Here is an 18,534-nt window from a genome sequence, read left to right as displayed (position 1 = left end):
TCCGTCATTATGTATGCATGTCGCCGAAGATCACAATTGCGAAGCGTTTCGCATCGCAATGACGTTACTGCGCGGGCGCAGCGGCCGGGGCGGGGAACGGCGAGCCGGCAGCCGCAGGAGCGGCGGCGGCCGCCTTGGGGCGGCGCTTGACGGCTTTCTGCTTTCGAACCGGCTTCAGGGGCTGAAGCTCGGCCACCACCGGATTTGGCGTCGCAGTCACAGTCGCCGAGGTGGTGAAGTCTCCGGGGTTGACCACCACCTGGACCGGGACCGTCGCCGGCTGGAACTTGTCGAGCGTGAAGGTCACGCTGAAATCATTGCCGGGCACGGTGATCGAGCACGGCGTCTTGCAGCTTTGGCCGGATGACGCGAGCGCTTCGGCGCCGGACGGCACCGATTCGAGCTGAACGCTGGTGGTCGGCGGAGCCGACTTGAACGCGTCGAAAGACATGGACGAACAGCCGGCGAGGCTCAGGCCAGCGGCAGCGATAACGACGAGACGACGCATGGATACCCACCCTTGGTGCGGCTAACAGCCACAACCCCCGGGGCGACCATAAAAGGCTCGCCGCGCCCACGCAACCGCTGGTGCCGCAATCTTAAGTATTGGTTAACGCCGTTTTCTACGTAGGGCTTTACCTGCGTCAGCCCGGCAACAGCCGGCTTACGGCCTGCGGCAGGTCGCGCATGTGTCCCACCACGAGGTCGGGATTGAGCTCGGCGATCGGAACTTCAGTGTATCCGAACTCGACCCCGATCACCGGAACGCCCGCCCGGCGCGCGACGCCGACGTCCGGACCAGCGTCGCCGACCATCACGGTAGAGGCGAGGGTACCGCCGGCCTTCACCACCGTCTCGCGCAGAATGGTGGGATCCGGTTTGGCCGCGCCGAAGGTGTCGGCGCCGCAGATCGCGGCGAAGCGGGCGCTGAGGCCGAGCTGATCGAGCAGCAGCTTCGACAGCCATTCCAGCTTGTTGGTGCACACCGCGAACTGGTAGCCCTGACCGGCCAGATCATCCAGGGTGGTCTCCAGCCCCTCGAACGGCCGCGATTCAACCGCGATATTTGCGGCGTAATAGTCGATGAAATCGACCGCCAACCTGTTCACGTCGTCCGGGTTGATGATCCGGCCGTCGAGCTCAAGCCCGCGTTCGAGCAGTCGCCGGGCACCCTGGCCGATCATGTTGCGCGCCTTGGCCAGCGGCACCGCCGGCATGCCTTCGCGAACCAGGATGTAATTGAGGGCGTTGATCAAGTCCGGCGCGGTGTCGATCAGCGTGCCGTCCAGGTCGAAAACAACGGTGCGAACTGTGCTCATGCGTTCAGGGCTACAGTTCCCCGCCGATTTCCGCAACCGGCTGATGCCGGCCGGTGACCCGGAATCCACCCTGTTGTTCTGCTGAAAACGCCGCTAGATATGCCGCGCCGCGGGGGACGCGCAGAGCGGGGTACTATCCGATGGATAAGGAAGATCTGAAACGGCGGGCGGCCGCACGGGCTTTAGAGGAAGTCCGCGGCGGCATGAAGCTCGGGCTTGGCACCGGTTCGACTGCCAGGCATTTCGTCGAGCTGCTGGGCGAAAAGGTGCGCGGCGGGCTCGATGTGATCGGCGTGCCGACTTCGGAGGCGACGCGCGCCGACGCAGAGCGCTGCGGCGTCCGGCTGACCACGCTGGACGAGATCGACCATCTCGACCTCACGGTCGATGGCGCCGACGAGGTCGATGTCCGGCTCGACCTGATCAAGGGCGGCGGCGGCGCATTGTTGCGCGAGAAGATCGTGGCGGCTGCGTCGGATCGCATGATCGTGATTGCCGACGAATCGAAGTGGGTCGAGCAGCTCGGCCGCTTCCCGCTGCCGGTGGAGGTGATCCCGTTCGGCCTCGCTGCGACCCGCCGGGCGATCGAAAGGGCTTTGACCCAGGTTGGCGCTGCGGGCGAATTAAAGCTGCGCTCTGGCAAGGACGGCCATGCTTTCGTCACCGATGGTGGCCACTGGATCGTCGACGCCCATCTCGGGCGAATCCCTGATGCTCCTCGCCTGGCCGAGCTGTTGGCCGCGATCCCGGGCGTAGTCGAGCATGGATTGTTTATCGGCATCGCCAGCACCGTGGTGCTCGCGGGCGCCGAAGGAATTCGAACCGTCGAACGGGCGTAGCGCCCAAATCCTGGAGACTTGCACATGAAGTATTTGTCGAAAGCGTTGCTGGCCGCCGGCCTGTCGCTCGGCATCGCGCTGTCCGCCGGGCAGGCGATGGCGCAGGCGCAGGCCAAGCCGCCGACCCCGGCCGCCATCGCCGCCGCCAAGGAGATCTTGGAGCTGAAGCGCGCCAACACCATCTATGCCAGCGCGGTGCCGAACATCGTCCAGCGCACCATGGACACGCTGATGCAGACCAATCTGAACTATCAGAAGGATCTCAAGGAAGTCGCCGAGGTGGTGGTGAAGAACCTGGCCGGTCGCGAAAAGGAAATCGGCGACGGCATGGCGAAGATCTACGCCCAGGACTTCACCGAACAGGAGCTCAAGGATCTGGTGACGTTCTACAAGACGCCGCTCGGCCAGAAGCTGCTGAACGAGGAGCCCAAGGCGATCGCCTCGAGCATGCAGTACATGAACCAGTGGGCGCAGACCTTCGCCGAGGAAGTCAACGGCCAGTTTCGCGCCGAAATGCGCAAGCGCGGCAAGGCGATCTGATCGACGGCATGTAGTTCGTCATTGCGAGCCAACGGGTCCGGCCTTTCAGCCGGCCCGATGACAGGCTCCGCGAAGCAATCCAGCCCAGTGCACGGCGCTGGATTGCTTCGTCGCTTCGCTCCTCGCAATGACGAGGAGGCTTTTTCAGGCCGCACTCTCAGGGCGAACACGTCATGACTAACTTCGACACCGATCTGTTCGTCATCGGCGGAGGCTCCGGCGGCGTGCGCGCTGCCCGGATTGCCGCCGGCCACGGCGCCCGGGTGATGATCGCCGAGGAATATCGCTTCGGCGGCACCTGCGTGATCCGCGGCTGCGTGCCGAAGAAGCTGATGGTCCACGCCTCGCACGTGCACGACGAAATCCGCGACGCCGCGGGATTCGGCTGGACCATTCCGGAGGCGCGGTTCGACTGGGGGGTGCTGACCCGCAACATCGACAAGGAGCTCGCGCGGCTCGAGGGCATCTACGCCAGCAATGTCGAGAAGACCGGCGCCCGGACCATCAAGGCGCGCGCCGTGTTCGAGGATCCGCATACGCTGCTGCTGTCGACCGGCGAGACCATCCGCGCCCGCATTGTGCTGATCGCCACCGGCGGCGCGCCCAATCACGGCACGATGATCCCGGGCATCGAGCACGTCATCTCGTCGAACGAGGTCTTCCACCTTAAAGAGCTGCCGAAGCGCATCCTGATCCAGGGCGGCGGCTACATCGCGCTGGAATTCGCCTGCATCTTCGCCGGCCTCGGCAGCGACGTCACCGTCGTTTATCGCGGCGACAATGTGCTGCGCGGCTTCGACGAGGATGTCCGCGCCCATGTCCGCACCGAGATGGAGCGGGCCGGCATCACCATTCTCACCGGCTGCACCGTGGCGCGGGTCGAGAAGCCGGGCGAGGAGTACATCTCGCATCTGTCGAGCGGCTCGAGCGTCGCATCCGATCAGGTGTTGTTCGCCATCGGCCGGCATCCGAACGTCGCCAATCTCGGGCTGGAGAAGGCCGGCGTGGCGATCAATCCGGACAATGGCGGCATCGCCGTCAACGAATTCTGCCAGACCAACGTCCCGCACATCTACGCGATCGGCGACGTCACCCATCGGATCAATCTGACCCCGGTGGCGATCCGCGAGGGGCACGCCTTCGCCGACACCGTGTTCGGCAACCGCCCGGTGCAGGTCGACTACACCGACATTCCGACCGCGGTGTTCTCGCAGCCCGAGGTCGGCACCGTCGGCCTGACCGAGTCCCAGGCCCGCGCGCTATATCCCCGCGTCGACATCTACAGGACCGACTTCCGGCCGCTGAAGGCGACGGTGTCGGGCAGCCAGATCCGCACCCTGATGAAGCTGGTGGTCGATGGCGCCACCGACCGCGTGCTGGGCTGCCACATCGTCGGGCCCGAAGCCGGTGAAATGGTGCAGGTGCTGGCGATCGCGGTGAAAATGAAGGCCACCAAGGCAGACTTCGACGCCACCATGGCGCTGCACCCTACCGCGGCCGAAGAATTGGTGACGATGCGCACCCCGACCGCACGTTACGGCCTCGAAGCCGCGGAATAAAACGGCGGCGTCTGGACGCGTAATCGCTCTAGCCGAGCGATACGACCTTCCCGAGTGCATTGACGTTTCGTCTCGAGAGAAGCGCGTAGCGCGCATCGATGGATGCCGGCACCGCAGTGTGCTGCTAACCGGTGCGAGCGTACCGTGCCTCCCGGTTGCGATGTCACCCAGCTTCCGCGTCGGCGGTTGAAGCACTACCTGAGTAACTCCATTATCTCATACTTTCGATTAATTGGCCTGTACAACCTCTGTTTCGGCGATCTGATTCAAACGGCATTTACTCGTTCGATATACCCCTCAGCGTGTATATGAACGGAGATGCGCGCGATGAGCGTCGCCTTTTTTGACCGCGTTTGCGAGGCGATGCGCCGTCTGGCGGGTGACGAGCACGGAAATATTGCGACGATCTTCGCTATCATGTCGCTCCCGATGCTGGCCTTTGTCGGAGCGGCAGTCGATTTCGCAAGGGCCAGCAGCGCCCGCAGCGCGATGCAGTCCGCGCTCGATTCGACCAGCCTGATGCTCGCAAAGGAAGCCGCGACGGCGTCCGATCTGAACGCGCGTGCCGCCGCAGTATTCAAGGCGCTGTACAAGCACGATGAAGTCACCGGTGTCACAGTGTCGGCCGCCTATACGCCGCAGCGGGGCACGACGCCCGGCAAGCTGGTGATTAGCGGAGCCGGTCAGTTGCCGACGACGTTCATGAAGGTCGTTGGCGTCGACAAGATGGAGGTCGGCACGTCGTCGACGACCACATGGGCCAGCATGAAACTGCGGGTCGCGCTGGCGCTCGACAATACCCGCTCGATGGAAGCGGACGCCAAGCTGGTCGAGCTGAAGAAGGCCGCAAAAATCCTGGTCAACAGGCTGAAGGAAACCGTCATCGCCAATGGCGACGTTTACATTTCGCTGGTGCCGTTTCATTGGGTGGTCAACATCGGCAACACGTCGACGACCAAGCCCTATCTCGATTGGACGTGGTGGGATAGGGCCGGCAGCGACACCAAGGGCAAGTCGCACGCCGGCTGGACGGGCTGCGTCAAGGACCGCGCAGAACCCGATGATATTTCCGCGACGACCTCCGGCAAATTCCCGCCGGAATTATACATGGCGAGTAACGGTAAGAAAACGATCGACGCTTGCACGACGCTGCAGCCGTTGCTGCCGCTGACTTATGATTTTGATGCGATCAACACCGCGATTGACGCGATGGTCGCAGTTGGCGGCACCAATCAGCCGATCGGGCTGTTCTGGGCCTGGTGGACGCTACGATCGAACGCACCATTCGCCGCGCCGCCCAAGGATCCCAACTCACAATATCTGACGGCGATCGTCCTGCTGACCGACGGTGAGAACACCGGAAATGCCTATTACGAAGACAAGAGCAAGGGAAAGTCGTGCAACGGAACGTCGGCCTGCGCCGATGTCGATAAGCGTCAGCAATTACTATGCGACGCCATCAAAGCCGACAACGGCACAGTCATCTACACGGTCGATGTCAACACCGACAAAGGTCCGAGTAAGCCCGTGCTGAAAGCCTGTGCGAGCGGAGAAAGCAAGTTCTTCGCCTTGACGAAGGCTGAGCAGATGACCGACGCCTTCGAGGAGATCGCGGCGTCGATGCGGAAGCTGCGTGTGGCGCAGTAGTTCTGATCCTTCAAGCGAAGCCGGTGCGCAGTCGAAGGGCAACCCTACCAACGAGAGTTCATCATGATGGCACGACCGTTGAGGCAATGGGGCCGGCTCGAAGCCCGCGAAAATGATCGACGGCTCAGCAGATCGCCGAGCGGCACCGCTTCGACATTCTGTCGCGATGGCCGAGGCTCTGCCGCGATCGAGTTTGCTTTGGTCGCACCGCCGTTTTTTGCGTTGCTGTTCGCCATCCTTGAAACTGGACTGGTGTTTCTGGCCGGGCAGGTGCTCGACAATGCGACCGAGGACGCGGCGCGATTGATTTTCACTGGGCAAAGGCAGTCCAAGACTGTGAATGCCGACGACTTCAAGACGGAGGTTTGCAAACGCATGCCGCCGCTGTTCGACTGTGGCGGCATCTCGATCGACGTCAACAGCTACGGGCTCGACAGCCCGCCCAAGTCCACCAATCCGATTATCGTCGACGGCAAACTTGTGACGAAAGATTTCGGCTTCAAGACCGGTAACGCCGGCGACGTCGTGGTGGTTCGGTTGTTCTATCAGTGGCCGCTCGTCGTGACCGGGCTCGGCTACAACATCGCCAACCTCTCCAACAGCAAGCGGCTGCTTTCGACCACGCTGGCGTTTCGCAACGAGCCGTTCTGAGGTTGGCGATGATTGATATGGCAGGATCGAGCGGTCACCCGAAATTCCAAACGTTCGCCGCCGATGCCCGCGGCGTGGCCGCGGTCGAATTCGCGATGGCGCTGCCGATCATGCTGGTGTTGCTGTTCGGGGTGATTGAGATCACTTCGGGATTCGTGGCCAAGCGCCGGTTGACGATGGCGACCCGAACATTTTCCGATCTCGTCTCGCGAGGCGACAAGATCGATGCCCCCGGATTGGCGACTATCTCCGCCATCGGCGGTCAGGTGATGTCGCCGCACGCCGCAGATCCGCTGATGGCGACGATTTCGCAGATCAAAGTGGCCAAGGACGCCAACAACAAGGTCACGGCGACGATTCATTGGAGCAAGGCGGTGATCTTCGACAGCACCGGCGTCCCATCTTTGACGGCATCCAGTCTCAAGGTTGGCGATGCGGCGACGGTGACGGATGCGCTGCAGGTTGCTCCGCACTATCCGTTTTATTTGGTGAAGAGCGAGACCACCTACAAATACGTGCCGATGTTCGGTTACGTCGTGGCTAAAGCCGGGATTGATCTGAAGGATGAAGCCTACACCAAGCCGCGTCAGACAAATGTGCGGGATTGCGTCCTGTACGACACCGCGACGTGTTAGATCAGATGCCAATAGTGTAGGGCGAAGCTGCCGATGAGCACTGCGCTCGCGGCGGCGATCAGGCCGCTGCCGATTCGCTGCAGACGTGCTGTGCTGGAGTCGCCGAGCGGGTCGCCGCGATAGGCTTCGAGGATGAGCAGCGCCAGACGGCCGCCATCGAGTGGCGGGATCGGCAGCAGGTTGAACAGGCCGATCAGCGTCGAGGTGCCGGCGATCAGAATGATCGCGGCAGCGTCCGCATGCATCGCCCAGGACAGTGAGAAGTCGCCGGTGCTCCAGCTTGCCGCTGACAGAAGCATCGCGGCCAGGCCGAGATTGAAGACCGGCCCCGCTGCGTAGATCACGGCTCGTTCACCGATCGACGTCGCGGCAAGGCTTCGGGTTGGGCGATGTTGTCGCGCCGGGTCGGTATTACCAAGCACGCAAGCGCTGCCAATCGGAAGCAATGCGATGGCGCAGTATAGCCTGCCTGGTCCGTGAAATCCGAGCAGCGTTGGCCCGACCCCAAGCGTCAGTCGACAGGCGCGAACACCGACGGCACGCGCCGCGGCAAGATGGCCAAGCTCATGAATGAGTAGCAGCCCGTAGATTGCAACGAGCGAAAGCGCGATATCAAAATACATCAATGCACCAATCTCAAAGACAAAAGTCGTTCGTCAACCCAATGCATCGATAGGTAGTCGATCAATCTTAAGGCGATGTGCAGCAGGTGAAATAATCAAGTGGTAATCGTTGCGACTCGCGATAAGAACGACAAGAAGTGGTAGTTGAATAGCGTTGTGAGAAAATCTCCTGTTGTTGCCATGCGAGGTGAGCGGCATGCCGATGGCGTAACGATCCCGTTCAATGGACCGATTGTATACGCGCGTCGTGGAGCAGGTCGCCAGGGGGGCGCGACACGCGGAACCGGGGTCGTTGCGCTGGCCGGGGTGAGGCGGCTTGAAGCCGCCGGCCGGATCGCCACATTTCTGGCACGGCGGTCGGTGTCGCTCTGAACGTTGCGCGGGCTTGGCTGCAGCTCCATCACCCGGCGACGCGTCGGCCGATATGACCCTTCGGCAAGCCTGGCCAATCGCTCTCGCCACGGAAATGGCTGTGGGCTCAAAGGGTTGTGTCCCGAACCGGATTTCCAACTAGCCGTGGCGGGGCAGCCTGTGTATAACGCGGCCTTCACGAACACCTATATATGGCGGCAGGTCCGCAGGAGTTGGTTTCATGTCCGAGCGATGGACACCCGAGAGTTGGCGCAGCAAGCCCGTGCAGCAGATGCCGGGCTATCCCGACGCGAAAGCGCTTGCGGATGTCGAGGCCCAGCTCGCGACGTTTCCGCCGCTGGTTTTTGCAGGTGAAGCGCGCAACCTGAAGAAGCAGCTCGCCAGCGTCGCCGCCGGCGAGGCTTTCCTGCTGCAGGGCGGCGATTGTGCCGAGAGCTTCGCCGAGCACGGCGCCAACAATATTCGCGACCTGTTCCGCGTCTTCCTGCAGATGGCAATCGTGCTGACCTATGCGGGCGCCTCGCCGGTGGTGAAGGTCGGCCGCATCGCCGGTCAGTTCGCCAAGCCGCGCTCGGCCCCGGTCGAGAAGCGCGATGGCATCGAGCTGCCGAGCTATCGCGGCGACATCATCAACGATATCGGCTTCACTGAGGAATCGCGCGTACCCGATCCGCGGCGCCAGCTCGAAGCCTATCGGCAGTCGGCCGCGACGCTGAACCTGCTGCGCGCCTTCGCCAAGGGCGGCTACGCCAGCGTCGAGAACGTGCATCGCTGGATGCTGCAGTCGGTCAGCGATTCGCCGCAGTCGAAGGCCTATGCGGATTTGGCCGATCGCGTCTCCGGCGCGCTCGACTTCATGCGCGCCTGCGGCCTGACCTTCGCGGTGGATTCCTCGCTCGGCACCACCGATTTCTTCACCAGCCACGAGGCGTTGCTGCTCGGCTATGAGCAGGCCATGACCCGCGTCGATTCGACGACCGGCGACTGGTACGCGACCAGCGGCCACATGCTGTGGATCGGCGACCGCACCCGTCAGCTCGACCACGCCCATGTCGAGTACTTCCGCGGCATCAAGAACCCGATCGGCCTGAAATGCGGCCCGTCGCTGAAGACCGACGAACTGCTCAAGTTGATCGACGTGCTGAATCCCGAGAACGAGGCCGGGCGGCTGACGCTAATCGGGCGGTTCGGCCATGACAAGATCGGCGAGCATCTGCCGGCGATGGTTCGCGCCGTGCAGCGCGAGGGCCGCAACGTGGTGTGGTCGTGCGATCCGATGCACGGCAACACCATCACGTCGAACTCCGGCTACAAGACCCGGCCGTTCGACCGCATCCTCTCCGAGGTGCGTTCGTTCTTCGCGATTCATGCCGCGGAGGGGACGCATGCCGGCGGCGTGCATTTGGAGATGACCGGCCAGAATGTCACCGAGTGCCTCGGCGGCGCCCGCGCCATCACCGACGAGGACCTCAACAACCGCTATCACACCGCCTGCGACCCGCGGCTCAACGCCGAGCAGTCGATCGACATGGCGTTCCTGATCGCCGATCAGTTGAAGCAGGGGCGCGCCGGCAAGGCCCACCCGCTGCCGGTGGCGGCCGGGCTGTAGCACCACCTCTCGATCGTCATGGCCGGGCCTTGACCCGCCTGCGCGGCCGAAGCCGCTTCGGCGCGGCGAAGGCCCGGCCATCCACGCCTTTGCTGGCAATAGCTTCTCAAGACGTGGATGCTCGCGACAAGCGCGGGCGTGACGACAAATAGGGGCTGTGGGTCAGGTGCTGAGGTTTTGGCGGGCGACCATCAATTCGTGGCGCGGGCTGAGATTTGCGGTGCGCTCCGAGCAGGCCATCCGCGAGGAGCTGGTCGCGCTGCTCATCGCCGTGCCGGCCGCCTGGCTGATCGGCACCACCTCCGCCCGCCGCGTCGAACTCGTTGCCGTGGTGGCGGTGGTGATCATGACCGAGCTGCTCAATACCGCGATCGAAAAACTCGCCGACCGCGTCACCACAGACCACGACCCGCAGATCGGCCACGTCAAGGACATGGGCTCGGCCGCCGTCGGCGTCGCCCTGGCGATCGCCGGCTTGGTCTGGCTGTTCGCACTCGGCGAACGCATGGGGTTGGTCTAGCCCGCTTCATCTTTGCCGCGAGCTCATTCGTCTCGTCATGGCCGGGCTTGTCCCGGCCATCCACGCCTTTTCTGCATCTCCGTCAGCAAGGCGTGGATGCCCGGCACGAGGCCGGGCATGACGCGCGGAAACGAAAGTGCATGATTTGCAAGGGCTCGTTGCGATCAGGCCCTCAGGATGAGGGCTGGACTGCAAGATCAGCCGTCATGCCTCGAACCGCGCCGATTGCGGAGCGGGCAGGGGCCCGTTACATCTCGGGCATGACCGACACAGCCCGCTTCATCCTCACGCTCGCCCAGCTCAATCCCACCGTCGGCGACGTCGCCGGCAATGCCGACAAGGTTCGCACCGCGCGCAAGCAGGCGGCGGCGGACGGCGCCGCGCTGATCGTGTTTCCCGAATTGTTCATCGCCGGCTATCCGCCGGAGGATCTGGTGCTGAAGCCGGCGTTCCAGGCGGCCTGCCGCTCGGCGATCGAGGAGCTGGCGCGCGAGACCGCCGATGGCGGCCCGGCGATGCTGATCGGCTCGCCTTGGGTCGATAACGGCAAGCTGTACAACGCTTGTGCGCTGCTCGACGGCGGCAAGATCGCGGCGATCCGCTACAAGGTCAACCTGCCGAACTACGGCGTGTTCGACGAGAAGCGGGTGTTCGCGCGTGGGCCGGTGGCGGGCCCGATGACGATCCGCGGCGTTCGCGTCGGCGTGCCGATCTGCGAGGACACCTGGCTGGAAGAATCCGAGGACTACGAGAACGTCGTCGAGTGCCTGGCCGAGACCGGCGCCGAACTGCTGATCGTGCCGAACGGCTCGCCCTACACGCGGGATAAGCAGGATCTGCGGATGTCGGTGTCGGTGGCGCGCGTCACCGAGAGCGACCTGCCGCTGGTGTATCTCAACCAGGTCAGCGGCCAGGACGAACTGGTGTTCGACGGCGCCTCCTTCGTGCTCAACGCCGACCGCACCCTCGGCGCGCAATTGCCGGCCTTCGCCGAAACCATCACCACGCTGGCGTTCGAGAAAGGCGCCGCCGGCTGGCGCTGCGACGGCCCGGTCGCGCCGCTCTTGGAAGGTGACGAGGCCGACTACGCCGCCTGCGTACTTGGGCTACGCGACTACGTCCGCAAGAACGGTTTTCCCGGCGTGCTGCTCGGCATCTCCGGCGGCATCGACTCGGCGCTGTGCGCGGCGATCGCCGTCGACGCGCTCGGCGCCGACAAGGTGCGCGGCGTAATGCTGCCGTTCCGCTACACCGCGCAGATCTCGCTCGACGACGCCGCGCGCCTCACTACGCTGCTCGGCATAAGCTACGAAGTGCTGCCGATCGCCCAGGCCGTCGAAGGCTTCGAGGCGATCCTGGCGAAGCCGTTCGCAGGCCTGGAGCGCGACATCACCGAAGAGAACCTGCAGGCGCGCACCCGCGGCACGCTGTTGATGGCGATCTCCAACAAGACCGGCGCCATGGTGGTGACCACCGGCAACAAGTCGGAAATGAGCGTCGGCTACGCCACGCTGTATGGCGACATGAACGGCGGCTTCAATCCGATCAAGGACATCTACAAGACGCAAGTGTTCCGCATGTCGTCGCTCCGCAACCGCTGGAAGCCGCCGGGCGCACTCGGCCCGGACGGCGAAGTGATTCCGGAGAGCATCATCATCCGCCCGCCGAGCGCCGAACTGCGCGAAGACCAGACCGACCAGGATTCGCTGCCGCCCTACGACATGCTCGACGCCATCCTCGAGCGCTTGGTCGAGCGCGAAGAGCCGCTGGCCGCGATCGTCGCCGAAGGTTTTGATAAGGACACGGTGGTGCGGATCGACCGGTTGTTGAACATCGCCGAATACAAACGCCGCCAGGCCGCCCCGGGCGTCAAGGTCACCCGCAAGAACTTCGGCCGCGACCGGCGCTATCCGATCACCAACCGGTTTCGCGACAAGGCCGAGGCGCTGGCGAAGCCGGACGAGACGTTGCTGGTGCGAGCGGGCAGGACTTCGAGCGAGGCGTTCGAGGGGTGATTGTCTTAGAAGTGGCCCCTGCAAAAGGACGCTTAGCTTACTTTTATGATCTTATCGAGCAGCTTCGCGTCCCTCGTGAAAATTCCCAGCTCTGTCATTAAACGTTCCCAAAAGCTAAACACTTCGATAAACGCAAGTTCAGCGTCAGTTTCCTTGTCTTTATTCTTTATGCGAAGGCTCATAACTAAGTCGCCAGGTTTTGCGAAACCAGCGGGGTCGACGACCTTTGACCAGACTGCCTGAGCTTTGATGTTTGGATCGGTTTTAGTTTTGCGCATGTGTTTGGAGCCCGTTGCCACTTCTCTGCAAACACGCAGCTCATCACAGTGCAAAACAACTGCGTCTTGAAAACGCTCTAGCCCTCGCTTGATGCCTGTTGGTGTTTCCTCGAAAACGAACTCAAACTTCGTTGCAATTCTGCTCCGCGCATCTGGTTGATATTGCCAGAGCCAGTCAGATATGTGCCAAGCGGTTATGGCGGTGTTGAAAGCATGGAACAGCGCCTCCGGCGCGGCTTCGTTGTCTTTCCAAACAGACATTGAACGCATGAGTGCGTTCAACTCCCAGCCTAACTTTACGTACATTTGCTGGGGATGGTTCATCCCAAATACGTTTGAGATATCGCTCTGTTCGAGTTGTGTTTCCATTGATGTCTCACGGAGATCTTTCGCTTTCGGTCCAATCCTCGACCCGCAGCGGCGAAGGCACGCGACCGAACGTCTTGTCCCGCGTCACCAGCGTCGCGTCGACCGCCGCGGCATGCGCGGCGATCATCAGGTCGAGAGGGGCGAGGGTGACCCCGTTGGCTTCGCAGGCCGAGCGCAGCTCGGCGTAGGTCTTGGTCACCTCGTGGTCCCAGGGCAATACATCGACACGGAGCAGAAATTCACGGACGCGTCCGGATAGCACTGCGGGGTAACCGCGCTTGGCGAGTCCGTAGAGCAGTTCGCCCTCCGTGATCGACGAGATCACAACGTCCGAGATGGGAAGTGCGATGAGGCGCTCGACGATCTCTCGCCGGTCACCTCTGATGATGTGACTGGCGACATTGGTATCGAGCATCCAGCCGCTCATTCGGTCCAGCCTTCGAACGGATCGCGATCATGCGGCGGCTGGTTGCGGTCGGTCGGCTCCATGAAGTCGCCAGGCGTTGCTGCCGCCTTGTGAAGCTCGAGCAGGCCGTCCCACGAGTCCGGCTTTCGCGACAGGATGACATCACCCGTCTTCGGATCGCGGCGCACGAAAACCTCGCTGCCTTCGAAGCGAAACTCCGCGGGCAGCCTGACGGCCTGACTGCGGCCGGTCGTGAAAATCTTGGCGGTGCGAGACGTCACAGCGGTCTCCTGCCCTTGATATGTATCACGATATATATCGGGTCGTGGCGACCATCAAGGTGGGCCCGAGCGGATGTCGCTATCTCAGTGGAACTTCCTTCCCAATGATCGTCGGCTCTGCCAGACTTCCCCCACGCCCGCGCAGATGGGCTTTCGACATTGGGAGGATATCATGCTGACACGACGAGGTTTTGCGGCGGTCGCTGGCTGTGCGATCTGCAGCGTTGCGGGGTTCGGGGCGACCGAGGCGTTTGCGCAGGGGGCGGTCGCAACGACGGCCAACGGCGTCACGCGGAAGGTGTTGAGCCGCACCGATGGCCCGGCCGCGGGCTACGAGACGATCATTATGGACGTGACGCTCGATCCCGGCGCGGTGGTTGGACGCCACACCCATCCCGGGATCGAATCGACCTATGTGATGGAAGGCGAGATCGAATTGCCGATCGAGGGCCAACCGACCAAGACCGTGAAGGCCGGCGAAGCCTTCCAGGTGCCGCCCGCCACGCCGCATGCCGGCGGCAAGCCGTCGTCGAGCAAGACAAGGCTGATGATCAACTACATCGTCGAGAAGGGCAAGCCGCTCGCCACTCCGGTTTGATTGTGCGACGGCCCTGGTTTGGCCCGCCGCGGTGCATCGGTCACCGTGGCGGACTTGCATACGGTCCCGCAACTTGGCTTGATGCGATCATTGCAAGCGCTCGAGCCACTATCTGCTTGGTCAGACCAAGCGGAGAGCGGCAAATAACGGCGGGCCATGAATGTCGATCCAAGATCTTGCCGCGCTGGCTCCCGTGCTGTTCCGACCCGCTACGCCGGCCGCGTTTGCGGAGGTCGCGACGCGGTCGTTGCAGCCTGTGTTCGGGGCTAGCCGTGCGGTATTTGCCGATCGGCAACGCGGCCTTCCGGGCGAGATGCATTTCGTCAATTGGCCGGCTTGGTGCAGGCTGCATTATTGTGCCGAAGTCCGCGACCGCGATCCGATCCGGCTTTGGCTGGACGGGGTTGCCTCGGCGGACGCTGGCGTCGCGCGGCTGTCTGAGTTGCTGCCGGCGAGGCGGCGCCGCGAACTTGCTCGCGAGCCATTGCTGGCCGATTGCGGCGCCGGCTTCGTGCTGACCTTGGCGCTGCGCGATTGCAGTCGCGTCATTGGCGCCTTCAGCCTCGTTCGCGACGCCGGTCTGGGCGATTTCGACGAGCACGACCGCATACTGGCGCTGTCGCTGTTGCCGTTATTGGAATTGGCATATTCGGGTCTCGCCGCGCAGGGCACACAAACGGCCGCGCCGCCGCCCGCAAATAACACGCTTCGGACGCTGACTCCGCGCGAACGCCAAGTCGCGGAGCTTGCCGCCACTGGTCTTTCGAACAAGGCGATCGCGCGCATGCTCGATATCAGCCCGTGGACGGTCAAGAACCAGATGCGCGCGGTGCTGGACAAGACCGGCACGCGCAATCGCACCGAGCTCGGCGCGCTGCTTGGACCGCGTCGCCACGCGGTTGGCGGCGACTAATCGCGCCGTCCGATCAGGTTGTCCGCCGCCTGCAGCCCCGACCAGTGCGCCTGACCGACCGTGCTGTTGGTGAGGTAGTCACCGCAGAAGGCGATGCGCGGCAGCGAGCCGAGATCGAGGAAGCGGCGCAGGCTGCGGATGTAGCCCTTGGGCCGCTTGCAGATCGCATCAGGCTGGCGCGAGATGAAGCTGTCGATCACGCGCGTGTCGGCGAGCTGCGGTAGAGCTTCGACGACGTCGCTCCAGGCGATGGCGAGAAGGTCCGCGGTGCTGGCGCCTTCGTGCTGCCGGCAGCCCCAATCCTTCCACTGCGAATGCGCGAAAGTAGTGCCGTTGCCCATGTCGGTGAAGCGCAGATTGCCGGTGCGGCGGAAGCCGTCGGCGGCCGGTAGCACGTAGGTGTCGAGCAGATCGCCCTTCGGACGGTCGAGCAGGTAGTACACGATGTGATGGCCGGCATAATCGACGCTGTCGAAGAAGCTGCGGCGCTCGGCATCGAGATCCGGCATCAGCGCCGCAACCTTGTTACCGGGCACCGCCACCACCACCGCATCACCCCGAATGGTTTCGACGCGTCCGTCATGGACGGCGTCGACCTGCGCGCCGTCAGCGCCGGTGCGTATCCCGACCACGCTCGTCCCGAGCCGGAGATCGACGCACGGATCGGCTGCGAGACTTTGGCCGAGCTCCCAGGTGATGCGGCCGGCGCCGCGTTCCTTGAAACTCCAGATCTGATCGCCCGACCAGGACAACCGTCCGGCCGTGCTCCACGCCGTCCAGGCCAGCGAGAAATCGTCCTCGCCATAGCCGCAGAACATCGCGACGCAGGGCTCGAGGAAGTAATCGACGAAGGTCGGCGAGAAGCGGCGGAAGTACTCGCAGGCATTGACGTCGTCGAGCGCCGCCGCGCTGGTGATGTCGCGGGGATTGCCGGTGACGGCGATCTGGCCCAGCTTGGGCAGCGTCGCCAGCAGCCGCGCCTTCTCGGCGAGGGGGATGAACGGATGCTTCGCGGCGCTGATCAGGTCGAAGGCGCCGAAGCCGACATTGTGCTGGCGCTTGACCAGCACGTTCCAGCGGTGGGCTGCCGTCAAGTCCGCGATGCCGTCCGGCTGGTCGATGCCGAGCTTGCCGGCGAGGTCGCGCAGATTGCTTTCGGCGCCGAGAAACGCAAACGCGCCGGTCACCGCCCACACCCCGTGCCACAGCACGGACCGGCAGCGCCCGCCGGCCTCGCTGTCCTGTTCGAGCAGCACCACCTCGTGGCCGTCGTCGCGCAGCCGATCGGCTGCACCCAGCCCGGCAATGCCGCCGCCGACAACGATGACCCGCATGCTGCAACTCCTCCGACCTCGTGAGGGAGGCTGCAGGTTGAAGCAGGGCGCGGCGCGAGGCCATAGCCCGGATGGGCTATGGCCTTTGTCGGCTGACGGATGGCTTAGGGTTACTGCGTCTTCGGCAGGAAGGTCGGCCCGACGGTGCGGATCTTGCTCGGGTCGGTCGCCGGTGCGCCGGGGTCGGGCTGCTGTGCCGCGCCGCTGTTGGCAGCCGCGGGGGCGGCAGCGTTGCCCTTGCGGGCGTTGGCGCGCTGCGCTGGCGGCAGCGCCATGCGCCTGGCGCTCTCCTCGGTGACGATGATGTCGCCGTGCTCGCGCGCCGACGTGTCATCGACGCCCTTCAGGGCGTCGGCCCAGCTCTGGTTGGCGGCCTTGCACGTGCAGGCCGGATCGAACGCCTGCCGATAGCGGAAGGCGGCCGGCAGCGAGGTGTAGGACTGGCCGGCGATCGACACCGCCTGGTTCATGTCCTGCCCGGGATTGCGATAGGCGTACAGCGCAGCTTCCGACGCCGGGCACAGGCTCTTGCAGGTCTTCTCGTCGTCGGCGAAGCGGCCCGGCACGGTGGCGAAGGAGATCGGGAAGTAATAGCCGTCGCAGGTGCGGACGCACACGGTGCGGAACGTGCCGGTGTCGGTGTTGAAGTCCGGCGGCGCCCCCGCCGGGCCGGCCACGCCGGGCTGATTGCCGCCGAACAGATTGTCGAGGAAACCGCCGCCCTGCTGCTGCACGGCCGCGGCATATTGCGGACCGCAATTGTTCTGCGCCAGCGCCATCAGCACCGAGCGGCGCTGATTCTCGTTACCGCCGCCGCCCGGGCCGCCGGAACGTAGCCGCTCGAGGCTCGACGTCATCTGGTCGAGATTGCCGCGCATCTGCTGGATCTGGTTGTTGACCGGCCCGCACTGCGCCGACTGGCCGTTGAACAGCGAGAAGAAGCCCGAGCTGTCGCAGCCCATGCGCTTGGCCTGCATGGTGACGCGGTCGAGTTCGCCCTGCTGTCGGTTGACCGCATCCTCGTAGCGCCGGATCTGATCGGCTCGTGCCGGATCGCCGCCGCCGCCGCGATCGATGGTGGCGAGCTGCGCCTCCAGCCGTGGGCAGACCGGGTTGACGGCGCCCTGCGGCGCACCGCCCTGCGGCGGGTAGCCCTGCTGGGCGTGGGCCACAGAGCCCAGCGCCGCGACGCTGGCCAGCACGGCTCCCGCCAGAAGGCTGCGACGGAGGCGATCGGCGGTCTCGAACAAGTCCGGCATTCAGGGAATTCCGAGCGGATGTGACTTCGGCGAGGCGCCGACCATTCTCAGCAAACCCGCGGCATCAAGGCCACCGGGCAATCCGTTAAACCGCGACGGCGCTGCACCTCTTACCGGCTTCTCACGGCATCGTCACGTCGTTTCCGGGGCGTCTCTGTGGCGAGTCACAGTACAGCGCGGCGACTCAGCGCTGGCAAATGATGGCGACGTATTCGTCGCAGCCATCACGGCGGCAGGTGACGCCCGCCGTTTTAGGCACCGCGCCGGTAATTTCCTCCGGGTCAACCCGCCGGTACGATACGGCCTGCGCGAACTCCCGGGATTGGCAATAGGCGAGGGCGGCAGGCGCGCCGCAGCGATCGCTTTTCGCCAGGCACTGGTCGATGCCGTAGCCATCCGGCTGGTTGGCAATGATGAACACGCGGCTGTCCGCCGACGCGCTGGATGCCGCCAGCAGCGCCGAACAGGCGATCAAGGCTGAGGTCAGTTTCATGGGGCACCGGATGGGCGTGGGCGACGCGTCTTCCAACCCTATCCGGAAAAGACGTAAAGATTCGTTAACCAAGGAGGGGAACCGGGGTGTCGCAAGCCAGGCGCCGGTGGCGGCTAAAATCCGTCGTCATGGCGACCTAGGGCCTTTGCCGGACTTGACGCGCTCCAGCGGGCTGGCCATGGTGCGGCGATGAACGGTCTTTTCTCGATTTGTGGCATTTGCCGCGAGATTACGAGCTAGCTCAACGCTGGCTGAGGCCGTCTTTTCTCTCATG

The 18,534-nt window shown here is 63.9% G+C and carries 20 protein-coding genes; 11 read left to right on the top strand and 9 right to left on the bottom strand.

All coding sequences use genetic code 11. The annotated features are described in order from the left end of the window. Positions 1–64: 64 nt before the first annotated feature. Together D4Q52_RS18100 and D4Q52_RS18095 are read right to left on the bottom strand one after the other, a co-directional pair. Positions 65–508 carry a hypothetical protein gene (locus D4Q52_RS18100; protein WP_119857967.1) on the bottom strand — a complete coding sequence of 148 codons (444 nt, stop codon included), beginning with the start codon at positions 506–508 and terminating at the stop codon, positions 65–67. Between the two features lie 136 nt (positions 509–644). After that, a complete protein-coding gene (locus D4Q52_RS18095; RefSeq protein WP_119857966.1) occupies positions 645–1,319 on the bottom strand; it encodes an HAD-IA family hydrolase in 675 nt (224 codons plus the stop codon). 140 nt (positions 1,320–1,459) lie between these two features. Between D4Q52_RS18095 and rpiA the strand changes: the two genes are divergently transcribed. The 6 genes from rpiA (at position 1,460) to D4Q52_RS18065 (ending at position 7,190) form a co-directional block, all read left to right on the top strand. Further along, positions 1,460–2,158, top strand: coding sequence for a ribose-5-phosphate isomerase RpiA (gene rpiA / locus D4Q52_RS18090; protein WP_119857965.1), 699 nt, complete (start codon positions 1,460–1,462; stop codon positions 2,156–2,158). A 24-nt stretch (positions 2,159–2,182) separates the two neighbouring features. Next, positions 2,183–2,698 carry a DUF2059 domain-containing protein gene (locus D4Q52_RS18085; RefSeq protein WP_119857964.1) on the top strand — a complete coding sequence of 172 codons (516 nt, stop codon included), beginning with the start codon at positions 2,183–2,185 and terminating at the stop codon, positions 2,696–2,698. Between the two features lie 173 nt (positions 2,699–2,871). After that, the gene (gene gor / locus D4Q52_RS18080) at positions 2,872–4,257 is read left to right on the top strand and encodes a glutathione-disulfide reductase (protein WP_119857963.1); all 1,386 of its coding nucleotides are present in this window, start codon (positions 2,872–2,874) and stop codon (positions 4,255–4,257) included. A 327-nt stretch (positions 4,258–4,584) separates the two neighbouring features. Continuing rightward, positions 4,585–5,904, top strand: a complete 1,320-nt coding sequence (locus D4Q52_RS18075; protein ID WP_182915351.1) for a TadE/TadG family type IV pilus assembly protein — start codon at positions 4,585–4,587, stop codon at positions 5,902–5,904. 186 nt (positions 5,905–6,090) lie between these two features. Beyond that, complete coding sequence (locus D4Q52_RS18070; protein ID WP_283805672.1) at positions 6,091–6,555, top strand: TadE family protein; 465 nt, start codon at positions 6,091–6,093, stop codon at positions 6,553–6,555. An 8-nt stretch (positions 6,556–6,563) separates the two neighbouring features. Continuing rightward, the gene (locus D4Q52_RS18065) at positions 6,564–7,190 is read left to right on the top strand and encodes a TadE/TadG family type IV pilus assembly protein (protein ID WP_147407819.1); all 627 of its coding nucleotides are present in this window, start codon (positions 6,564–6,566) and stop codon (positions 7,188–7,190) included. On the opposite strand, the gene D4Q52_RS18060 is transcribed toward D4Q52_RS18065, so the two are convergent. After that, positions 7,187–7,813: a site-2 protease family protein gene (locus tag D4Q52_RS18060; RefSeq protein WP_119857959.1), complete on the bottom strand. Its 627-nt coding sequence runs from the start codon at positions 7,811–7,813 to the stop codon at positions 7,187–7,189. The two genes, D4Q52_RS18065 and D4Q52_RS18060, sit on opposite strands and share 4 nt — an antisense overlap. A gap of 592 nt (positions 7,814–8,405) precedes the next feature. Here D4Q52_RS18060 and D4Q52_RS18055 point away from each other — a divergent pair. The 3 genes from D4Q52_RS18055 (at position 8,406) to D4Q52_RS18045 (ending at position 12,329) form a co-directional block, all read left to right on the top strand. Further along, positions 8,406–9,794: a class II 3-deoxy-7-phosphoheptulonate synthase gene (locus D4Q52_RS18055; protein ID WP_119857958.1), complete on the top strand. Its 1,389-nt coding sequence runs from the start codon at positions 8,406–8,408 to the stop codon at positions 9,792–9,794. 166 nt (positions 9,795–9,960) lie between these two features. Then, positions 9,961–10,314: a diacylglycerol kinase gene (locus D4Q52_RS18050; RefSeq protein WP_119858027.1), complete on the top strand. Its 354-nt coding sequence runs from the start codon at positions 9,961–9,963 to the stop codon at positions 10,312–10,314. A 260-nt stretch (positions 10,315–10,574) separates the two neighbouring features. After that, positions 10,575–12,329 (top strand): NAD+ synthase, encoded by a 1,755-nt coding sequence (locus tag D4Q52_RS18045; RefSeq protein WP_119857957.1) that lies wholly within the window; start codon positions 10,575–10,577, stop codon positions 12,327–12,329. 32 nt (positions 12,330–12,361) lie between these two features. Here D4Q52_RS18045 and D4Q52_RS18040 read toward each other — a convergent pair whose 3' ends face one another. From D4Q52_RS18040 to D4Q52_RS18030, 3 genes are read right to left on the bottom strand one after another with little or no spacing between them, the layout of a single operon-like run. Then, positions 12,362–12,976: a hypothetical protein gene (locus tag D4Q52_RS18040; protein WP_119857956.1), complete on the bottom strand. Its 615-nt coding sequence runs from the start codon at positions 12,974–12,976 to the stop codon at positions 12,362–12,364. A 7-nt stretch (positions 12,977–12,983) separates the two neighbouring features. Continuing rightward, entirely contained in the window at positions 12,984–13,403 is a 420-nt protein-coding gene (locus D4Q52_RS18035; RefSeq protein ID WP_119857955.1) for a type II toxin-antitoxin system VapC family toxin, read from the bottom strand. After that, the gene (locus D4Q52_RS18030) at positions 13,400–13,663 is read right to left on the bottom strand and encodes an antitoxin (protein ID WP_119857954.1); all 264 of its coding nucleotides are present in this window, start codon (positions 13,661–13,663) and stop codon (positions 13,400–13,402) included. The genes D4Q52_RS18035 and D4Q52_RS18030 overlap by 4 nt, the downstream gene beginning before the upstream one ends. Positions 13,664–13,835: 172 nt before the next feature. Between D4Q52_RS18030 and D4Q52_RS18025 the strand changes: the two genes are divergently transcribed. Together D4Q52_RS18025 and D4Q52_RS26820 are read left to right on the top strand one after the other, a co-directional pair. Then, complete coding sequence (locus D4Q52_RS18025; protein ID WP_119858026.1) at positions 13,836–14,261, top strand: cupin domain-containing protein; 426 nt, start codon at positions 13,836–13,838, stop codon at positions 14,259–14,261. Positions 14,262–14,745: 484 nt separating this feature from the next. Further along, positions 14,746–15,174: a helix-turn-helix transcriptional regulator gene (locus D4Q52_RS26820; RefSeq protein ID WP_234831238.1), complete on the top strand. Its 429-nt coding sequence runs from the start codon at positions 14,746–14,748 to the stop codon at positions 15,172–15,174. Here D4Q52_RS26820 and D4Q52_RS18015 read toward each other — a convergent pair. The 3 genes from D4Q52_RS18015 to D4Q52_RS18005 all read right to left on the bottom strand — a co-directional run bounded on the left by D4Q52_RS18015 (position 15,171) and on the right by D4Q52_RS18005 (position 18,260). Then, positions 15,171–16,508, bottom strand: coding sequence for an FAD-dependent oxidoreductase (locus D4Q52_RS18015; protein WP_119857952.1), 1,338 nt, complete (start codon positions 16,506–16,508; stop codon positions 15,171–15,173). The two genes, D4Q52_RS26820 and D4Q52_RS18015, sit on opposite strands and share 4 nt — an antisense overlap. 110 nt (positions 16,509–16,618) lie before the next feature. After that, a complete protein-coding gene (locus D4Q52_RS18010; RefSeq protein WP_119857951.1) occupies positions 16,619–17,767 on the bottom strand; it encodes a DUF2865 domain-containing protein in 1,149 nt (382 codons plus the stop codon). A 184-nt stretch (positions 17,768–17,951) separates the two neighbouring features. Then, positions 17,952–18,260 (bottom strand): hypothetical protein, encoded by a 309-nt coding sequence (locus D4Q52_RS18005; RefSeq protein ID WP_119857950.1) that lies wholly within the window; start codon positions 18,258–18,260, stop codon positions 17,952–17,954. Positions 18,261–18,534: the final 274 nt, after the last annotated feature.

It is taken from the genome of Rhodopseudomonas palustris, assembly GCF_003591005.1.
GTDB lineage: Bacteria > Pseudomonadota > Alphaproteobacteria > Rhizobiales > Xanthobacteraceae > Rhodopseudomonas > Rhodopseudomonas palustris_K.
Note: the sequence above shows the minus strand (reverse complement) of the source record. Positions and strands in the feature narration are given on the sequence as shown.